The organism is Rehaibacterium terrae (assembly GCF_014202935.1).
Taxonomy (GTDB): Bacteria; Pseudomonadota; Gammaproteobacteria; order Xanthomonadales; family Xanthomonadaceae; genus Rehaibacterium; species Rehaibacterium terrae.
The window spans coordinates 38,446-57,798 of record NZ_JACHHX010000019.1; the positions used below are offsets into that span (position 1 = coordinate 38,446).

General features: G+C 68.8%; 17 protein-coding genes and 1 riboswitch. Of the genes, 10 read left to right on the plus strand and 7 right to left on the minus strand.

What is annotated here, in order from left to right; translation table 11 throughout:
• The 4 genes from HNQ58_RS11625 to HNQ58_RS11640 form a co-directional block, all read right to left on the minus strand.
• Positions 1-1,248: a molybdopterin molybdotransferase MoeA gene (locus HNQ58_RS11625; protein ID WP_183949095.1), complete on the minus strand. Its 1,248-nt coding sequence runs from the start codon at positions 1,246-1,248 to the stop codon at positions 1-3.
• The gene (gene moaCB / locus HNQ58_RS11630; protein ID WP_183949096.1) at positions 1,245-2,252 is read right to left on the minus strand and encodes a bifunctional molybdenum cofactor biosynthesis protein MoaC/MoaB; all 1,008 of its coding nucleotides are present in this window, start codon (positions 2,250-2,252) and stop codon (positions 1,245-1,247) included. The genes HNQ58_RS11625 and moaCB overlap by 4 nt, the downstream gene beginning before the upstream one ends.
• Position 2,253: 1 nt before the next feature.
• Complete coding sequence (gene moaA / locus HNQ58_RS11635; protein WP_183949097.1) at positions 2,254-3,234, minus strand: GTP 3',8-cyclase MoaA; 981 nt, start codon at positions 3,232-3,234, stop codon at positions 2,254-2,256.
• A riboswitch (molybdenum cofactor riboswitch) is annotated at positions 3,224-3,358 on the minus strand. Its footprint overlaps the gene before it by 11 nt.
• A gap of 415 nt (positions 3,359-3,773) precedes the next feature.
• Positions 3,774-5,999, minus strand: coding sequence for a TonB-dependent hemoglobin/transferrin/lactoferrin family receptor (locus HNQ58_RS11640; RefSeq protein ID WP_183949098.1), 2,226 nt, complete (start codon positions 5,997-5,999; stop codon positions 3,774-3,776).
• A gap of 262 nt (positions 6,000-6,261) precedes the next feature.
• Between HNQ58_RS11640 and HNQ58_RS11645 the strand changes: the two genes are divergently transcribed.
• From HNQ58_RS11645 to HNQ58_RS11665, 5 genes are all read left to right on the plus strand, one after another.
• Entirely contained in the window at positions 6,262-8,358 is a 2,097-nt protein-coding gene (locus HNQ58_RS11645) for a cytochrome D1 domain-containing protein (protein WP_183949099.1), read from the plus strand.
• Positions 8,359-8,619: 261 nt separating this feature from the next.
• Positions 8,620-9,594: an L-threonylcarbamoyladenylate synthase gene (locus HNQ58_RS11650; RefSeq protein WP_183949100.1), complete on the plus strand. Its 975-nt coding sequence runs from the start codon at positions 8,620-8,622 to the stop codon at positions 9,592-9,594.
• A 241-nt stretch (positions 9,595-9,835) separates the two neighbouring features.
• A complete protein-coding gene (locus HNQ58_RS11655) occupies positions 9,836-10,795 on the plus strand; it encodes a bifunctional helix-turn-helix transcriptional regulator/GNAT family N-acetyltransferase (RefSeq protein WP_183949101.1) in 960 nt (319 codons plus the stop codon).
• Positions 10,792-11,196: a putative quinol monooxygenase gene (locus HNQ58_RS11660; protein ID WP_246417323.1), complete on the plus strand. Its 405-nt coding sequence runs from the start codon at positions 10,792-10,794 to the stop codon at positions 11,194-11,196. The genes HNQ58_RS11655 and HNQ58_RS11660 overlap by 4 nt, the downstream gene beginning before the upstream one ends.
• Positions 11,193-11,684 carry a YybH family protein gene (locus tag HNQ58_RS11665; RefSeq protein ID WP_183949102.1) on the plus strand — a complete coding sequence of 164 codons (492 nt, stop codon included), beginning with the start codon at positions 11,193-11,195 and terminating at the stop codon, positions 11,682-11,684. Before HNQ58_RS11660 ends, HNQ58_RS11665 begins: the two co-directional genes overlap by 4 nt.
• 12 nt (positions 11,685-11,696) lie before the next feature.
• Here the strand turns inward: HNQ58_RS11665 and HNQ58_RS11670 are convergent, their stop codons facing one another.
• Entirely contained in the window at positions 11,697-12,047 is a 351-nt protein-coding gene (locus tag HNQ58_RS11670) for a hypothetical protein (protein ID WP_183949103.1), read from the minus strand.
• Positions 12,048-12,381: 334 nt separating this feature from the next.
• On the opposite strand from HNQ58_RS11670, the gene HNQ58_RS11675 reads away from it, so the two are divergent.
• Positions 12,382-12,675 (plus strand): MoaD/ThiS family protein, encoded by a 294-nt coding sequence (locus HNQ58_RS11675; protein WP_183949104.1) that lies wholly within the window; start codon positions 12,382-12,384, stop codon positions 12,673-12,675.
• A gap of 2 nt (positions 12,676-12,677) precedes the next feature.
• Positions 12,678-13,781 (plus strand): beta propeller repeat protein, encoded by a 1,104-nt coding sequence (locus HNQ58_RS11680; protein WP_183949105.1) that lies wholly within the window; start codon positions 12,678-12,680, stop codon positions 13,779-13,781.
• Positions 13,782-14,116: 335 nt separating this feature from the next.
• On the opposite strand, the gene HNQ58_RS11685 is transcribed toward HNQ58_RS11680, so the two are convergent.
• Together HNQ58_RS11685 and HNQ58_RS11690 are read right to left on the minus strand one after the other, a co-directional pair.
• Positions 14,117-15,091, minus strand: a complete 975-nt coding sequence (locus HNQ58_RS11685) for an integron integrase (RefSeq protein WP_425504178.1) — start codon at positions 15,089-15,091, stop codon at positions 14,117-14,119.
• Positions 15,092-15,267: 176 nt separating this feature from the next.
• On the minus strand, positions 15,268-15,492 hold the full coding sequence (locus tag HNQ58_RS11690; protein WP_183949107.1) for a hypothetical protein: 225 nt from the start codon (positions 15,490-15,492) through the stop codon (positions 15,268-15,270).
• Positions 15,493-15,651: 159 nt separating this feature from the next.
• On the opposite strand from HNQ58_RS11690, the gene HNQ58_RS11695 reads away from it, so the two are divergent.
• The 3 genes from HNQ58_RS11695 to HNQ58_RS11705 all read left to right on the plus strand — a co-directional run bounded on the left by HNQ58_RS11695 (position 15,652) and on the right by HNQ58_RS11705 (position 18,900).
• Positions 15,652-16,035 carry a hypothetical protein gene (locus HNQ58_RS11695; protein ID WP_183949108.1) on the plus strand — a complete coding sequence of 128 codons (384 nt, stop codon included), beginning with the start codon at positions 15,652-15,654 and terminating at the stop codon, positions 16,033-16,035.
• A complete protein-coding gene (locus HNQ58_RS11700; RefSeq protein WP_183949109.1) occupies positions 16,028-16,360 on the plus strand; it encodes a hypothetical protein in 333 nt (110 codons plus the stop codon). The genes HNQ58_RS11695 and HNQ58_RS11700 overlap by 8 nt, the downstream gene beginning before the upstream one ends.
• 2,153 nt (positions 16,361-18,513) lie before the next feature.
• Positions 18,514-18,900 carry a hypothetical protein gene (locus HNQ58_RS11705; protein ID WP_183949110.1) on the plus strand — a complete coding sequence of 129 codons (387 nt, stop codon included), beginning with the start codon at positions 18,514-18,516 and terminating at the stop codon, positions 18,898-18,900.
• Positions 18,901-19,353 lie beyond the last annotated feature (453 nt).

Consider the following 19,353-nt stretch of genomic DNA (forward strand, 5'->3'; position numbering starts at 1 on the left):
TCAGTCGTCTCCGTAAGGGATGAGCGTGTCCGGCTGCAGGCCGAAGACCTCCACCGGCGTACCGGCGGGAAGCAGGTCGGCGTCCTCGGGCAGCACCGCCCAGGCGTTGGCGTCGAGCAGCGGGCGGATGCGGAAGGATTCCTGTCCGGGCAGCAGCGTCACGCCGGCGCGGCCGTCGCGGTCGATCCGCAGCGCGGCTTTCTGGAACAGGCGGAAGCCGGGCTTCTTGCGCACTGCGTTGGCGAGCGGGACGCGCAGCGGTCGTTCGCGCGGGCGGCCGAGCATGGCGCGCAAGGCCGGCTCGACGAAGAAGCGCAGGCCCACCGCCGCCGACACCGGATTGCCCGGCAGGCCGAAGTACAGCGCGCCGCCGGGCAGCACCGCGAACAGCAGCGGCTTGCCCGGCCGCATGGCCACCTTGTGGAACACCGGCTCGGCGCCGATCCGCGCCAGCGCGTCGGGCACGAAGTCGAACTCGCCCATCGACACCGCGCCGGTGCTGATCACCACATCGCAACCGGTCGCCATGCCCGCCTGCAGGGTCGCCAGATAGTGCCCGGGGTCGTCCAGGATGGTGACCTGGCCCACCAGCTCCGCACCGGACTGCGCCAGCGCCGCGGCCAGATACGGCCCGTTGGCGTTGCGGATGCGGCCGGGCGCCAGCGGCTGCGCCGGATCGTCGACCAGCTCGCGCCCGGTGCTGATCACCATCACCCGCGGGCGCCGGCGCACGCCGACCACGCCGACGCCGAGCGCGGCCAGCGCCAGGCGCTCGACCGCGCCGATGCGGGTGCCGGCGGACAGCACGCGGGCGCCGGGCGTCACGTCCTCGCCGGCGCGGCGCACGTGCTGGCCCGGTGACACCGCCTCGTTCAGGCGGATGCGCACCGGCGCGCCGTCCGGATCGCGCGCCAGCACCTCGACCTGCTCGACCGGAACCACCGCATCCAGGCCGGCCGGCAGTGCCGCGCCGGTCATGATCCGGCACACGTCGCCGCACGCAATCCGTGCATCGCCGGCCGCACGCACGCCGACCACCTCGAACTCGCGCCCGGCCGCCAGCACCCCACCGCCGCAGGCGAGCGCGAAGCCATCCATCGCGGCGTTGTCGAACGGCGGCAGGGCGACGTCGGCCAGCACGTCTGCGGCCAGCACGCGACCGAGCGCCTGGCCGGCCGGCACCGTCTCCACGGCCAGCGTGCGGCTGCGTGCGACGATCCGGGCGATGGCTTCATCGACGGCGATCATGCGGGATGCTCCTCGCCGGCGATCATCGCCAGCGCATGGGGAAGGATCGGGGCGAGGATCTCCATGCCCTCGCGCACCGCCTTCGGACTGCCCGGCAGCGCAAGGATCAGGGTGCGCCGGCACAGCACTGCCGTGGCGCGGCTCAGCCAGGCCAGCGGCGTGTATGCGGCGCTGGCGTCGCGGAACAAGTCGCCCAGTCCGTCGATCGTGCGGCCACCGAGCGCGGCCAGCGCCTCGGGAGTGATGTCGCGCGCCCCCAGGCCGGTGCCGCCGGTGCACAGCACCAGGTCGATGCCGTCGTCGATCCACGCCCGCAGTCGCGCCTGCAGCACCGCACCATCGTCGGGCAGCACCTCGCGGGCGAGGACGTCCGCACCGAGTCCGGCCAGCGCCGCGACCAGCAGCGGGCCGGAGCGGTCGTCGTACTGCCCGGCATGGGCGCGGTCGCTGAGCGTGGCGACCGCGGCGCGCTTGCCGTCCAGCCGCGCGGCAGCACGCGGCTTGAAGCGCGCTTCCTCATCCGCGGTCATCCCGGCCGGATGCCGCCACAGACCGGACTTGCCGCCCTCCTTGAACAGCAGGCGCGTCTCGCCCAGCGCCAGCGCCGGATCGACCGGCTTGATCAGGTCGTACAGCGTCAGCAGCGCGGCACTGACGCCGGCCAGCGCCTCCATCTCGACCCCGGTCCTGGCCTCGACCGCGACCTCGCAATACACGTGCACGGCCGGGCCGGTGGCATCAAGTTCGCAGTGAACCCGCACCAGCTCCAGCGGCAGCGGATGGCACAACGGCAGCAGCCACGCCGCCTGCTTGGCGCCGTTGACGCCGGCCACCTCGGCCAGCGCCAGCGCGTCGCCCTTGGGCAAGCGGCCGGCGGCCAGCAGTACGAAGGCATCCATGCCCAGGTGCAGCGTGCCGCGCGCCACCGCGCGGCGCGGCACTGCGCGCTTGTGGCGCACGTCGGCCATGCGGAAGCGACCGACTGGCTGGCGCGTCCCGTCCATCTCAACCTCCCACCGATGCCAGATGCGGCGTGATGCCGGTCTTTCCCTCGTGCAGGAAATGGCCGGCGGCCTTGTGTCCGAGCAGCGCACGGATGCGCTGCATGAGCTCGTCGCGCTGGCCGTCCTCGCGCAGCAGCGGGCGCAGCGGCACGCCGAAGTCGCCGAACAGGCACAGCCGCAGGTCGCCGCGCGCGGTGACGCGCAGGCGGTTGCAGCCGACGCAGAAATCCTTGGAGTACGGCGCGATCAGGCCGATCCGCCCGGCGTAGTCAGGATGCGAATACTCGCGCGCCGGGCCGGCATCGGGGGCGCGCGGGCACGGCGTCCAGCCGGCGGCGCGCAGCCTGTCTTCGATCACGTCGGCGCCGAGGTGATGGCGCTCGAAGTATTCGCCGTTGTCGCCGGTGCGCATCAGCTCGATGAAGCGCAGCGCCAGCGGCCGATCGCGCAGCCAGTCGAGCCAGCGCGGCAGTTCGTCGTCGTTGATGCCGCGCAGCAGCACGGCGTTGAGCTTGACCGCGTCGAAGCCCATCGCCAGCGCCTGATCGACGCCGGCCAGCACGTCGTCGTGACGGTCGCGGCCGGTGATGGCGCGGAAGCGTTCGCGGTCGAGGCTGTCGAGGCTGACGTTGAGCGCGGTCAACCCGGCCGCGCGCCAGCGCGGCAAGTGGCGCGACAGCCGGCAGCCGTTGGTGGTCAGCGCGATCTTGCGCACGCCCGGCGTGGCGGCGACGGTGGCGATGATCGCGGTCAGGTCCTTGCGCAGGCTCGGCTCGCCACCGGTCAGGCGGATCTTCCACATCCCCAGCCCGGCGAACGCGGACACCAGCCGCCGCACCTCGTCGGCATCCAGGAAGCGCGGCCCGCCGTCGGCGCGCCAGCCGTCCGGCAGGCAGTAACTGCAACGGTAGTTGCAAGCCTCGGTCAGCGACAGGCGCAGGTAGGGGAAGGTGCGACCGTGGCGGTCGGCGAGCAAAGTCATTTTTCTTCCTTTCCAGAACGGGAGGCCGGTGCGTTTCCGCGCCGACCCTGGTGGCCCGAAGGCCACGGCCGCGGCGCCGTATCCACGCAGGACTTAGGCACCGTGGCTCGGAGGACGCGCACGGCGAGCCGCGCGCGACGGATGCAGTATCCGGGCTTCGGGCGCGGACCGACTTGACCGGCGTCAATTGCAATCCGATCCGTCGACCCGCGCGGCATCGACTCGCGGTCCGGCCACACGAGTCATCCGCTTGCGCCGTCATCGCGGCTTGCGCCCATGACTGCCTTGGGGAAATGTCCGTGGCGAGGATGCGGGACACGGCCACATGGCCATGCAGTCACGATGGCGCAAGGCTCGATCCGGGACGACGGCAGTGACCGCCCCCCCCCCCCCCCCGGATTCCGGCCTGCGGCCTGCATCCGGGCTACGCGCTGTACGCCACCCATGCACGACAGCCTGAGCAGCGTGCGCTCCGCGCACGATCCGCCCCGCCGTCGAAGCGCGCCGCCCGATGCAGCGAAGCGCAATCCGGGAGTGGGCTAGAACGCCACGTCGATGGACAGCGAAGCGCTGCGCCCCGGCCGCGTGTAGAAGCCGAGGTTGGCCGCGTTCGCGGCGATGCCGCGCAGGCTGCCCCAGTCCCAGTAGCGGCGGTCGGCGAGGTTGAACAGGCCGAGGTGGATCCGCACGCGCTCGTGCGGCGCGTACCAGCCGAGCAGGTCGAAGCTGGCGTGGCCGGGCGGCGCGAACAGCGGCCCGGCGCGCTCGTCCAGGCGCGTCTTGGCGCGCACGCCGGTGCCGACCAGCTCCACGCCCCAGCGGCCGTCGCGGGCGTCGTAACCCAGGCCCAGCACAAGGCTGGCCGGGTCGATGCTGTTGAGCGGCACGTCGCGGGCGGTGTCGTCGCCACGGCTCCACGCGGCGCTGACGCGCAGCCGCCAGCCGTCGAGCGATGCGCGCCACGCGCCGAAGTCGATGCCGGCCTCGGCCTCGATGCCGCGGATGCGCGCGCGGTCGCGGTTCACCGACTGGAACACCAGCGCGCCGCTGGCGGGATCGACGCCGAGGTTGGCGCGCGACTCGATCAGGTCGCGGTAGCGGTTCTCGTACACCGACAAGGCCGCCTGCACCACCTCATCCTGCCAGCGCAGGCCGGCTTCCAGCCCGCGACTGGTCTCGGGCCGGAGATCGGGATTGGGCCGCACCTCGTAGTTGAAGCTGGGCAGGAACAGGCCGATGTTGACGTCAGAGAACGGCGGCGCGCGGAAGCCGCGCGCGTACTGCGCGAACAGGCTGGCACGCGGCGACAGCGACCAGCGCAGTCCCAGGCGCGGGGTGACACTGTCCTCGCCGACATCGACCGTTTCGATGTCGGGGTAATCCTCGACGAAGATCGCGTCGGGACGGGCCTTGAGCCGGTAACGCTCCCAGCGCAGCCCCGGCACGATCGCGACGTCGCCGTAGCGGATCTCGTCCTGCCAGAACAGCGCGGCGCGATGCGCCAGCGAATCGGGGAAGTCGCGCACCGGGAAGCGCTCGCCGAGGATCACCGTGCTGGTGGCGCCGTTGACGAGGTTGGTTTCGATGCCGTCGCGCAGGCCGCTGTAGCGGGTGCGTTCGAGCTCGACGCCGAACACCTGCCAGTGGCGCGCGCCGAGGAATTCGCCGCGCGACTGGCCGACCAGATCGAGGCCGGCCTCGCGCTGGGCGAATTCGAAGCGCCGCCAGCGCAGCGACTCGAACGGCGTGGCGCGATCGGGCAGGCGGTACTGGAAGCTGTCCTGCCGGAACTCGCTGCGCTGGCCGTAGGCGAGCAGCTCCAGCCGTCCCAGCCACGGCAGCGGCGCCTCCCACTCGCCGTGCGCACTGAGGCGGTCGCGCCGCGCGCGATCGTCGGCATCCAGCCGCCAGGTGGTGGCGAAGCGGCCCGGCGCGAAGCGCTGCGAGCGCACGTCGGTCTGCTGTTGCTGGGCGCTGTGGTCGAGCACGAACGTCCAGCGGCCGTAGTCGCCGGCGTCGCGCACGAGCTTGGCGAGCGCGCTGTCGCGACGGTAGTCGGCGGGGTTGGGCGCGTCCTGTTCTCGCCAGGCGCGGTTGCCGGTTTCGTGGCCCTCGCGCCGCGCGGCCAGCGCCATCGCCTGCCAGCCGTTGGCCGAGGCGCCGGCCCAGCTCGCGCCGAGCAGGGTGCTGTCGTCGCGCGTGGCATGGGCCGCGCGCAGGCCGAGATGACGCTCACCGTCGCCGCGCGCGAGCAGGTCCTCCGGCGAGCGCGTGCGGAAGGCGACGATGCCGGCCAGGGCATCGCTGCCGTACAGGGTCGAGGCGGGCCCGCGCAGGATTTCCACCCGCTCGATCGCCTCCAGATCGACCAGATCGCGCCCGGCCGAAGCGAACTGGCCGACCGCGAAGGCATCCGGAATCGGCACGCCGTCGATCTCCACCCGCACGCGGTTGCCGCCGAGGCCGCGGATCGCGAACCCCTGGCGGCCGAAACGGTTGGCGTCGGCGTCGATGCGCACGCCGGGCACGTAGCGCACCAGGTCGGCGATGTCCTGCGCCAGTTCGCGCTCGATCCGCTCGCGCTCGATCACGGCAACGCTGGCCTGCACCTGCGCCAGCGGCTCGGGCGCGCGGCTGGCGACCACCACGATGGTATCCAGCCGCACGGCGGCATCGTCGGCGAGCACGGCGGCGGGCAGGCCCAGCGCCAGGGCGATGCCCCAGGCCAGCCCGCGGGAAGAGGGAGAGCGCGTTTGGATGACCATTCTGTGCTCCGTGACGAATCGGTCGGGATGGCGTGCATGCTGGGCGATCGCGGCCCGCCGGAACTTGATCCGGGTCATCCCGCCGGGCACCGGAGACGGCGGACCTGACCTGGATCAGGCGCAGGCGCACATGCGGGCACGATCGTCGCGGGACTTGATCTGGATCAGCCCGCAGGCCGTGACGCAGGCGCAGCCTGAACGCATCCCGCCCGGCCGTCGTCGGCGCCGCGGGGAAGGCTTCTCACACGATGGGGGTAGCACCATGCGCATCAGCAGACTCGCCAGTGCATTGCTCGTAGTGCTCGCGACCGGCACGGCCTGCGGCAACGATGTGGTGAACGAACGCCCGCCGAAACTCGGCGGGGAGGCCGGCAAGGCCGCCTACCTGGCCAATTGCGCCGCCTGCCACCAGCCCGAGGGCACCGGCCTGAAGGGTGCCTTTCCGCCGCTGGCCGGCGCCGACCGGCTCAACGGCATGACCACCGAGCAGGCGATCGAGGTCGTCCTCAAGGGCGTGTCCGGTCCGATCCAGGTCAACGGCGACACCTACAACGGCGTGATGCCGGCGATGAGCCATCTCGGCGACGCCGACGTGGCGGCGATCCTCACCTACATCTACGGCAGCTGGGGCAACGATGGCCGCACCGTGAGCGCCGAGCAGGTCGCCGCCGTGCGCCGCGGCACCGGCGCGCCGACCGATCCGGCCCAGGGCCAGGCCCATCCTGGCACCAGCCAGGCCGAGGCCGCCTACCAGGGGGCGCCCTCGCCCATCGCCGGCGCCGCGCTCGCGCAGGTCCGCACGCCCGGCGCACCGGACATGACCGAGGCCGAATTCGCCGAGGCCACCGACATCTTCTTCCAGCGTTGCGCCGGCTGCCATGGCGTGCTGCGCAAGGGCGCCACCGGCAAGCCGCTCACGCCCGACCTCACCCAGGCCAAGGGCACCGAGTACCTCAAGGCGCTGATCAATTTCGGCTCGCCGGCGGGCATGCCCAACTTCGGTACCGGCGGCGAGCTGACCGCGCCGCAGATCGAACTGATGGCGAAGTTCCTGCAGCACACCCCGCCGAACCCGCCGGAGTGGGGCATGAAGGAAATGCGCGAGAGCTGGAAGGTGATCGTGCCGGTCGACCAGCGCCCGACCCGCAAGATGAACGATTACGACATCGACGACATCTTCTCGGTCACCCTGCGCGATTCGGGTGAAGTGGCACTGATCGACGGCCGCAGCAAGAAGATCATCAACATCGTCAAGACCGGCTACGCGGTGCACATCTCGCGGCTGTCGCATTCGGGCCGCTACGTCTACACCATCGGCCGCGACGGCAAGGTCGACCTGATCGACCTGTGGATGAAGGTTCCCGACCGCGTCGCCGAGATCAAGATCGGCCTGGAGGCGCGTTCGGTCGAGACCTCCAAGTTCAAGGGCTACGAGGACAAGGTCGCCATCGCCGGCGCCTACTGGCCGCCGCAGTATGTGCTGATGGACGGCCCGACGCTGGAGCCGATCAAGATCGTCTCCACCCGCGGCATGACGGTGGACACGCAGGAGTACCACCCCGAACCGCGCGTGGCCGCGATCGTCGCCAGCCACGAGCACCCGGAGTTCATCGTCAACGTCAAGGAGACCGGCCGCATCCTGCTGGTGGACTACTCCGACATCGACAACCTCAAGGTCACCACGCTCGACGCCGCGCGCTACCTGCACGACGGTGGCTGGGACATGAGCAAGCGCTACTTCCTGACCGCCGCCAACCAGAGCGACAAGATCGCGGTGGTGGACGCGCGCGAGCAGAAGATGGTCGGCCTGATCGACGTCGAGCGCATCCCGCACCCCGGACGCGGCGCCAACTTCCACCATCCCGAGTACGGCCCGGTGTGGGCAACCTCGGCGCTCGGCAACGCCAACATCACCCTGATCGGCACCGACCCGGAAAACCACCCGCAATATGCGTGGAAGGCGGTGGAAGTGCTGCAGGGCCAGGGCGGCGGCTCGCTGTTCGTCAAGACCCATCCCAAGTCGCACAACCTGTGGGTGGACACGCCGCTGCATCCGGACGAGAAGATCGCCCAGAGCGTGGCCGTGTTCGACATCCGCGACCTCGGCAAGGGCTACCAGGTGCTGCCGATCGCCGACTGGGCCGACCTCGGCGAAGGCCCCAAGCGCGTGGTCCAGCCCGAGTACAACAAGGCCGGCGACGAGGTGTGGTTCTCGGTGTGGAACGGCAAGGACCAGCGCTCGGCCATCGTGGTGGTCGACGACAAGACCCGCACGCTCAAGGCCGTCATCAAGGATCCGCGCCTGATCACGCCGACCGGCAAGTTCAACGTCCACAACACGGTCAACGACGTGTACTGAGCCCGGCGACGGACGCTCACCGCGGCGGCCTCCCCGGCCGCCGCGCTTTTGCAGGAGCGGCTTCAGCCGCGACCGCTGTGGCGAGAAACGAGTGAAGGAGGAGTGAGGAGTGAGAGAACGACAAGGCTGCGGCCAGCCGATGCTTTCCCTCGTTTCTCACTCCTCTTCACTCATTCCTTGGCTCTCGCGGTCGCGGCTTCCGCCGCTCCTGCAGAAGCGCAACGCGCGGCGGATCCGCCGCCGATGCTCTAGCATTGGCGCATGCCGAACCGCCGCCCCAGCCCCGCCGACATCGACCAGGCCGTGGCCGCCCTGCGCCGCGGCGAGGCCATCGGCCTGCCCACCGAAACCGTCTACGGCCTGGCCGCCGACGCCGCCAACCCCGAGGCGGTACGGCGGATCTTCGCCCTCAAGGGCCGGCCCGCCGACCACCCGCTGATCGTCCATCTGCCCGACGTCGAGGCCATGCCGGCCTGGGCGCGCGACATCCCCGACGCCGCCTGGGAGCTGGCCCAGCGCTTCTGGCCCGGCCCGCTCACCCTCATCCTCAAGCGCCAGCCGCGCGTGCCCGACGAGGTCACCGGCGGCCAGGACACGGTCGGTCTGCGCGTGCCCGCGCACCCACTCGCGCAAGCCGTGCTGCAATCGTTCGGCGGCGGACTGGCCGCGCCCTCGGCCAACCGCTTCGGCCGCATCAGCCCGACCCGCGCCGGGCACGTGCGCGAGGAATTCGGCGACGCCGTGCCGATCGTGCTCGACGGTGGCGAGTGCGAGGTCGGCATCGAGAGCACCATCGTCGACCTCAGCGCCCGCAGGCCACGCATCCTGCGCCCCGGCATGATCGGCCGCGCCGCCGTCGAGGCGGTGATCGGCCCGCTCGGCGAGAACGGCGAGGGCGACGACGACGCGCCGCGCGCCTCCGGCACGCTGGAGAAACACTACGCCCCACGCACCCCGCTGCGCCTGGTCAGCCGCGCCGAGCTCACCACCGCCGGCCGCGACGGCCGCGTGCTGGCGCTCGCCACCGTGCCCGAGGGCGCGCATGGCCTCGCCCTGCCCGCCCATCCCGACGGCTACGCGCACGGCCTCTACGCCGCCCTGCGCGAACTCGACGCCAGCGGCGCCGCGCGGCTGCTGGTCGAGCGCCCGCCCGACGACCCGCGCTGGCTCGCCGTGCACGACCGCCTGCGCCGCGCCGCCGCCGGCGCCGGTCCGGACGCCGAAACCGGCACCTGAGGCCCGCTCCCTCCCGCAGACACGGCATCGGCCGCGACCGCAGTGGCCAGAAACGAGTGAAGAGGAGTCAGAGGACGACCAGGCTGTCGGCCAGTCGATGCACTCCCTCGTTTCTCACTCCTCTTCACTCATGCCGTGGCGCTCGCGGTCACGGCTTACGCCGCAACGATTCCCGGCACATGATTGACCAAGTCAACCATTTAATTGACTATGGCAACCATATCGCCAGGAGCACCGCCCCATGACCGACACCGACCGCGCCGCCGCCATCGCCGACATCCGCGCCTTCAACCGCTTCTACACCCAGGTCATCGGCGTGCTGGAGGAAGGCCTGCTGGCCAGCGAGTACTCGCTGACCGAGGTGCGGGTGATGTACGAGCTGGCGCACCGCGACGAGGTCACCGCCGCCGACCTGGCGCGCGACCTGGCGCTCGACCCCGGCTACGTCAGCCGCCTGCTGGCCCGCTTCGCCCGCCGCCGTCTGATCGCCCGGGTGGCCTCGCCGCACGACGGCCGCAGCCGGCTGATCCGGCTGAGCAAGGCGGGCCGCGCCGTCTACGAACAGCTCGACCGGCGCTCGAGCGCGAAGATCGGCGAGCTGATCGCCGCGCTCGACGGCGCCGGCCTCGCCCGCCTCACCGGCGCCATGCAGACGATCCGCGCCACCCTCGCACCGGAACAGCGCCCGCGCGACTACATCCTGCGCGGTCACTGCCCTGGCGACATGGGCTGGATCGCCCATCGTCACGGCGTGATCTATTCGCAGGAGTACGGCTGGGACGAGCGCTTCGAGGCGCTGGTGGCGCGCATCGCCGCCGACTTCGTGGACAACTTCAAGCCGCACCGCGAGCGCTGCTGGATCGCCGAACGCGACGGCGAATTCCTCGGCTGCGTGTTCCTGGTCGAAAAGGACGCCAGCACCGCCCAACTGCGCCTGCTGCTGGTCGAGCCGCACGCGCGCGGCCTCGGGCTGGGCAAGCGGCTGGTGGACGAGTGCATCCAGTTCGCCCGCGTCTGCGGCTACCGCTCGATCATGCTGTGGACCAACAGTGTGCTGCACGCCGCGCGGCACATCTACGAGCGCGCCGGCTTCGTGCTCGAGCGCGAGGAGAAACACCACAGCTACGGCGCCGAGTTGACTGGGCAGTATTGGACAATGACCCTGCAACCTGTCGTCCCGGCCCGATCGACACACGCATGAGCCTCGACCGTCGCGACTTCCTCCTGATCGCCGTCGCCGCGCTTGCCTCGACTGTCGGCCGTCAACCCGACGCCAACCCCAAGGAGCCCCCACGCATGCATGGACTGATCGGCAAGATGAAGGCCACCCCCGGCCAGCGCGACGCGCTGGCGGCGATCCTGCTCGAAGGCACCGCCGACATGCCCGGCTGCCTGAGCTACGTGATCGCCCGCGACCCCGCCGATGCCGATGCGCTGTGGATCACCGAAGTCTGGGAAAGCCGCGAGCACCACACCGCCTCGCTGGCGCTGCCGGCCGTGCAGCAGGCCATCGCCCGGGGCCGCCCGCTGATCGCCGGCTTCGGCGAGCGCTTCGAGACGCAGCCGCTGGGCGGGCACGGCCTGGCGCGGAGCGGTCGATGAGGGCCGCACTCGCCACCGTTCTCGCACTCGCGCTGCTGGCCACCGCCTGTGCCGCGCGCGGCCCGCATGCCGTCGCCGACGCGGCGCGCGCCGACCAAGCGCAGGCGCAACTGCTGCAGCGGCAGACTGACTTCTTCGCCGCGCTCTCGGCGCGCGACCTCGATGCGACCCTGGCGCTGTTCGCCGACGACGCGGTGCTGCACGTCGCCGGCATGCCGCCGATCGCCGGCCGCGAGGCGATCGCCCGCTTCTACGGCCACCTGTTCGGATTCCTGCGCGAGTCCCGCGCCTCGCCCACCCTGCTGCGCATCGGCGCCGGCGGCGACCTCGCCTATACCGGCGGCGGTGTCGTCAACGAATTCGCCAGCCCGCAAGGCGGCAGCGCCTTCACCGGCAAGTACCTGCTGGTGTGGACGCGCGGCGACGGCGGCGAATGGCGGATCGCCGCCTACAGCGTCAGCAGCGATTCCTCCGACCCGCGCCGCTGAACCACGCGGCCCTCAGCGCCGGCGCATCCGCGCCGCATACGCGGCCAGCATCCACAGCACGCCGAAGTCAAGTGCCGCAAGCGGCCAGGCGTAATAGTTGCCGGGGATGGCATACCGCAGGTAGTAGACCGCCACGTCGCCGAGTTGGAAGGCCAGCCCGAGCAGCGCCAGCCCCAGCATCGCCGTCGCGCCGCGCCGCGGCCGGGCAGGCAGTACCGCCGCCACCAGTGCGCAGGCCCCGGCCAGCATCGCCGGCGTGACCACCCCGACGAACAGAGCGCCGAACACCGAGAACAGCCCGATCAGCACGCCGCCGAGCCGCGCCAGCACGCCCATCACCAGCGTGCCGTCGCCACCCGCCATGGATTTCGCCGATCCCGGATCGCCCATGCGCCTGCTCCCTGTCTGCCATCGCCGCCAGCCTACCGCCGCCGCGCCGCGCCCACCAGCGCAGCGCGGTGCCGTGCGTCGGTTCGCACGCGCCTCGACGCGCGAGGGTCGAAATCCGCCCTCCCCGTTCGTCATGTGCGTAACGGCGTGAAGCCGAAGGACAGGCGGGATGGCTGCGCCTGGGGCCAGCTCTTGAACGCACGAACCAACTGCGCCGGCCAGACGCACCCGGGCGGGCGGCGGTGACGCCCGCACTGCCACCGCGCTACCCTGCCCGGACACCGCATCGCCCCGCCCGGAGGTCGCCATGCCCAAGGTCGTGCTTGCCTCGGCACTGTCGCGCTGGCTGCGCGAGGCCGACGCGCGCGCCACGCGCGAGTTGGCCTTCGAGATCGAGGCCGCCACCGTCGGCGAGGCGCTCGAGCGCGTGTTCGCCGCCCACCCGAAACTGCGCGGCTACGTCCTCGACGACCAGGGCGTGGTGCGCCGACACGTCGCCGTGTTCGTCGACGGCCATGCCATCCGCGACAAGGCGCGGCTCGCCCAGCCGCTGCACGCGCAGTCCGAAATCCACGTCATGCAGGCCCTCTCGGGAGGTTGACCGTGTCCGACCATCTGCTCGTCTCGACCCGCAAGGGCCTGTTCTCGCTGGTACGCGGCAGCGGCGGCTGGCGCGTCGCCCGGCACTGGTTCCTCGGCGACAACGTCACCCTCGCCCACATCGACCCGCGCGACGGCACCTGGTACGCCGCGCTCGACCTCGGCCACTTCGGCACCAAACTGCAACGCTCCGACGACCGCGGCGACAGCTGGCAGGAAGTCGCCGTGCCGGCCTACGCCGAAGGCGAGGAAGTCGTGATGGGCGACGGCAAGCCGCCGCAGCCGGCCTCGCTGCAACTGTTGTGGTCGCTGGCCTGCGGCGGCGCCGACGAACCCGGCCGGCTGTGGGCCGGCACCATCCCCGGCGGCCTGTTCCGCTCCGACGACCGCGGCGACAGCTGGCAACTGGTGCGCGGCCTGTGGGACCTGCCCGAGCGCAGGGAATGGTTCGGCGGCGGCTACGACTTCCCCGGCATCCACTCGATCTGCGTCGATCCGCGCGACCCGCGCACCCTGCGCGTGGCCGTCTCCACCGGCGGCGCATGGATCAGCCGCGACGGCGGCGAGCACTGGCAGGTCGCCTCGCACGGCATGCGCGCCGCCTACATGCCGCCCGAGCGTCAGTTCGACCCGCTGGTGCAGGACGTGCACCGCATGGTGCAGTGCCCCGCCGCGCCCGACGCGCTGTGGGTGCAGCACCACTGCGGCGTGTTCCGCAGCACCGACGGCGCGCAGCGCTGGCAGGAGATCGCCAACGTCCCGCCCTCGGTGTTCGGCTTCGCCGTCGCCGTGCATCCGCGCAAGCCGGACACCGCCTGGTTCGTCCCCGCCGTGAAGGACGAATGCCGCGTGCCCGTCGACGGCCGCCTGGCCGTCGCCCGCACCCGCGACGGCGGCGAAAGCTTCGACCTGCTCATGCAGGGCCTGCCGCAGGAGCACGCCTACGACCTCGTCTACCGCCACGGCCTCGCCATCGACGCCAGCGGCGAGCACCTCGCCATCGGCTCCACCACCGGCGGCCTGTGGATCAGCGAAGACCAGGGCGACCGCTGGCAGGCCGCCCCGGCGCGGCTGCCGCCCGTGCATGCGGTGAGCTTCGTCGATTGAGCGCGGCACGGCGACTCCGTCGCCAAGCCCCTCACGCGGCGCGATTGCGGGAGCCGCCATGGCGGCGATCAACCCGGCATGGCCACCGCACCGGCCACATTGCGACCACCGCATCGCGGCCATGGCCGCTCCCACCCGAGCCGTCCCCGACCACACACACCGTTCGTCATGTCCGGCATCGCCGACCCGCACGCAGCGCGTAGGTCGGGGTGAGCTTGCGAACCCCGACGATCGGATTCGCGAGCGCGGCGCATGTGGTGCCGGGGGTCGCCATCGCGGCGATCGGCCCGATGCAGCCGCTCCACCACAGTCACCACATCGCCGCAGAACCGCGCCTACCCGCGCCGCGCACCGTCGAGCGGACTGCGCACCGCGCCCGCGCCGCGATTGAGCACATGGGTGTAGATCTGCGTCGTCGCCACATCGGCGTGCCCGAGCAGTTCCTGCACGGTGCGGATGTCGTAGCCGTCCTCGATCAGATGCGTCGCGAACGAATGCCGCAGCGTGTGACAGCTGGCCGGCTTGGCCAGCCCGGCGCGGCGCACCGCGGCCTTCATCGCCCGCTGCAACGCCTGCTCATCGACATGGTGCCGTCGAATCTGCCCATCGCGCGGATCCCGGCTGCGCTCCCGGGCCGGGAACACGTACTGCCAGCCCGGCTCGCGCGACGCATTCGGATACTTGCGCGCCAGCGCATCCGGCAGCCACACCGCGCCGAAACCGGCCGCCAGATCCGCCGCATGCACCCGCCGCGCCTCGGCCATCTGCGCGCGCAGCGGCTCGACCAGTGCCGCCGGCAGCATCGTGCGCCGATCCTTGCCGCCCTTGCCGTCGCGCACGATCAGCTCGCGGCGCTCGCAGTCCACGTCCTTGATCCGCAGCCGCACGCACTCCATCAGCCGCAGCCCGCTGCCGTACAGCAGCGCCGCCATCAACCACGCCCGCCCCGACAACTCGCCCAGCAGCGCCGCGACTTCCGCCCGTGTCAACACCACCGGCAACCGCTCCGGCCGCTTCGCGCGGCGGATGTTCTCCATCCACGGCAACTGCTCGCCCAGCACCTCGCGATAGAGGAACAGCAGCGCCGCCAGCGCCTGGTTCTGCGTCGAGGCCGCCACCTTGTCGCGCGTCGCAAGCCTGGTCAGGAACGCCTCCACCTCGCGCGCCCCCATCTCGCGCGGATGGCGCTTGCCGTTGGCGAGGATGAAGCGCCGGATCCAGCCGACATAGGCCTCTTCCGTGCGCTTGGCGAGCCCGAGCCGGCGCATCCGCCCGCGTACCTCGTCGAGCAGGCGCGGCGGCCGCGCCACCGCCTCCGCTGCCGCCCCGATTGCCGATCCGCCCGACCCGTTGTAGGGTGCCATCACCGCCTCGCAGGCAAGGAAAACCGATGGCGATCTTAGGCCTCAGGATTACGCGTCACGATCAGCGATATGTCGCTGATTGGGGTAGGAAATTTCCTACGCGCGGGCGCGAGGACACGACGTTACGCGTCAGCGTTACACGTCACTTTGACGCCGAATAACCAGTTGGGCGTCACTTTCGCGCCATCGAACCATTCTGCCAGGCACTCGCGCATGTACTGCTCAAACTCACCTTCCTCTCCGCCAGGGTCGTTCTCAACCGTCACCGTCACGGCATCGCTATAGCCCCAAATGCCAGCCCCCATTTCGCCGGGATGGTACACATCGAATTTCAGTTCTTTCGCCATTTCAATCTCCTATAGTTACGCCCAACAATGCGCTTCAACTCGGAACGGACAAAGCTACGCTTTGTCCGTCCGGTTAAGCGCGGCGTTAGGTGGCATGGCGGGGGAACTTCTCTGGAAGAATCTGCTAGTGTCGATATCGCGAGAGCACAGAGGGAAGAGATGAATAGGATCGTGATTGTTCTTGGCGTTGCCATTCTGGCGCTCGCCGCAGTGACGATGTTCGGTTCCAAGCAAGACATTCCTCCCGTATGGAAGTATGCGCTGCTTGGAGAAGCGGTGGGCATGACCTTTGTGCCATTCATTGTGACCCTTATTGTTCTCCGGCCGCGACCGAAACTCGTCGGGATCGCTGCGGCCTTTTTTGTGTCGGTTGTATGTTCTTACCTCGTTCGTTACTACTTCATCCTGATCGATCAAGGTCCACGCGAGTTGTATACAGTTGTGACTGTTATCGTCGCAGTAGTTGCGCCTGTCGCCACGCTCATGGTTGCGCGGTCTGTCTCGCGCAGCCCGTCCTCGGATGGGAGGAGTGGCGATGCGTGAACTTGAAGCCGCGGTCGCAGCACTTCGCGAAATATTCGAGCCAGAGTCTGGCTACGCGCATTCCACGAAAGTATGGCTTCCCGGCGAGTCAGAGCCTTGCCGCGAACTTAAGGAACGGGTGATCCGCAAGGCAGCAAGGCTCCTTTCCGTAGGAGAGCAAGCCCTGGCTGGTGAGCAACCGTCGCTTGCATCCATTGATTTCAGCGAAGCTGACTTCGCATCGGTTCAAGAGGAGCTTGCGCAGGATGTGGAGCAGCGAGACTTCCTTGAGTTGCTTTCTCGGTGTGAGCGTGTGGTTGGTGCCCTGCATCGCGCTGACACCTAACTACTCGTTCAAGCCGACCCCGCTTCGCGGGTCGGCTTAACTCTGGTGTTAGGTCGCAGGAGAAGCAGCATGGCGAGCCCCAAATCTTTGTCAGGCCGTAAGGTGATTTTGCTGTCTGCGCTCTCGCTTTCGGCAGGCATCGTTGGCGCAGTGATCGGCAGGATCTTCGGTGCCGTCCTAGAGACCTCGCCTGCCTGGCTTGGCCCCGCAATTCTTATTGGCTCAATCGCACTTGTGTTGGCTGGCGTTCTCTTGTTACCAGCAGCAATTCGAGAGCACAAGGCTGCCAATCGCGGGCCAGCGTCCTAACCATTCATTCAAGCCGACGCCACTTCGTGGCGCGGCTTAACTCAAGTGTTAGATGTGAGTCCGAGCCTTGCGGCAACCTTCACGTTTCCGTAAGCTCGCAGCCGCGCTGGCATGTACCTACGCGCATTGCGGCAGAAGAACAAACAACTACAACTCACTCTGGAGGAATGACGTGCTACGGACCATGGTACTTGCAGGGGTAGCTTTGTTCTCAGGCTCTAATCTCGCACACGCTTGCGTCGCCCCGAGTGGTAGCGAGCAACCTTCAATCTCGTCGACCTATCAGAACGCGGGTCTTTACGCGTGGAATGGCTCCACTTGGGTACTTGTTTCCGCCTTCTACGACCCATACTTTGAGAGCGAGACGATGCTATCGGACGACATGTACGTCTCGCAAAGCACGTTCTGGGGAACCGGTGGCGATGACGGCGGAGGAGGCTCTTATATGCCGCACGGCGCCGGCGACACGAGCCCGTCACGCGGGAATGGGCGAGGTCGTGGCCAAGGCTCTAACGACCCGAGCATCTCTTGCAGCACTCCTACGATGCCGCAAACGACTGTAGTCGGGCACAGTCTGTCGTACGGTGGCACCTTGCTGCAGCTTGCTTGGCGCGGACAGATGCTGTCTAACAGTCACGGTAGCGGTGTCGCTGTCCGCCCAGTTCAGCAAGCACTCAACAACCCTAACAATCCTGTTCCGGCAACGTGCAGCTCCGACGCAATGACGCGAGAAGCCCACGCCCAGGAAGACGGACGTTATGTACGTGCCCAATGGCTCGCAACGGGACGCGGCGTTCCCCGGGCCGGACAAGCTTTTAGAGTGGAGTTCGATGACGGCGGTACCGAGGTTTACATATGGAGTGGAATGAGCGCTCCCTTCAGTCATGCATTGCCAGGATCATTGAAGTGCCCGTGAGGCTGGTGCTATTTGGCGCTATGACCGCGACCCTTATTGGGGTCGCGATCGTCTTCATTCAGGGAACCGAGAGTCCACTCTACTTGGATCACAGCTCGGATTCGCCTGGAGACGCAGAACACGCGCCCCTTGGTGAAAGTGCGCTTACACCAAGCAGACCCTTCACTAGCAGAGTCGGGACAACCGCCGCCCAGGATGACCAGCCACCAGCGGGCGTGTTGCTCAACGCCGCATCAGCCTCGGAAGGTTTTGATCAGGCAGTAGCAACGTTCGGGCTCGACGACTATCGCGTCGCACACTTGGCTGTCGTGGTGCAAGGGCTCTGTACTTCCGAGCTTGATCCGCGAGGCGCTCTGCAAGCTCCCGTTAGGGATGTCTCTCGTGAGTGGGCAGTCGAGGCTTTGATCGCCTATTGCACCGACTTTCGGGTCGACACCTCAGCCCTTCCACCGAGTCGCAATGCGCCTGAAAGCATATTGTCAGTGGAGCGCCAGCTAGGCAGAGAGGCCGCACTGTCCTTTGCGCGGGAAGTACTGCGCGGGGAGGTCGATGTCCTGACTTTTCAAGAGGCGAGCCTGTACCTTCTAGAGCACGGAGCCATTCCTAAACCATCCGCGTTCGGATTGAGCGAGGATCGCTTTGGCTTTGCGGACCAGCAACTGTCATTGGCGCAGGCCACTAACCTGCTCGTGTGCGAACTTTCTGGTGGATGTGGTCCATATAGCCCATTCACGCTGGGTTACTGCGTGCAGTCCGGATGTAGCCCAGGCTCAACACTCTGGATGGCCTATCAGGAGAACCTGAGTCCAGGCGCCTATCACTTGCTCCGTAGCTACTACGCATGGCTTCGCTCCCAACGCACCCAATAAGAGGGCTGTAGCACTCACATCTAACTAAGCGTTCAAGCGGACCGCGGGGAGAGGCTGTCGTGTTTCCTGACGCTATCGGCCCGCGGCCGCTTAACGCGGCGTTAGCTGTACAGGGAGAGGTCACCGTGTTGCGTGAGAATGAGATCGTTACTACGGAAGTTGTCGCAAAGGAGTACCGGCTCAATGAGCCACTCGCGCGCGAGATCGTTGCGGAGGAAACTCAGCGAGCACTTCGGCGGAGCTGGGTAGCCTGGCTCGTCTTCCTGGCGGGTTTAGGAGTGTCGGGTTACCTGTACTTCGCGCCCGGTGCCGACAAGACCACAGCTCTCTGGGTACTCATCGGCAGCATCAGCGCTTGGATGCTTGTAGGTCGGTACCTCGCAGGCCCGGCGATCCGCAAAGCAGCACAAGCCAAGGCGGCGCGGCTGCACCAGCTGTACAGCTAACAATTCGTCCAAGCCGACGCCGCTTCGCGGCGCGGCTTAACTCAAGTGTTAGGTCGCAGGAGAAGCAGCATGGCGAGCCCCAAATCTTTGTCAGGCCGTAAGGTGATTTTGCTGTCTGCGCTCTCGCTTTCGGCAGGCATCGTTGGCGCAGTGATCGGCAGGATCTTCGGTGCCGTCCTAGAGACCTCGCCTGCCTGGCTTGGCCCCGCAATTCTTATTGGCTCAATCGCACTTGTGTTGGCTGGCGTTCTCTTGTTACCAGCAGCAATTCGAGAGCACAAGGCTGCCAATCGCGGGCCAGCGTCCTAACCATTCATTCAAGCCGACGCCACTTCGTGGCGCGGCTTAACTCAAGTGTTAGCAGCCTGTTGAAATTCGACCCGGCGAAGCCCCCGACTCGGTCGGCAGCGCGGATTTCTCGCTGCTCAAGCGCTCCGCAAGCGCGTCCCGCGC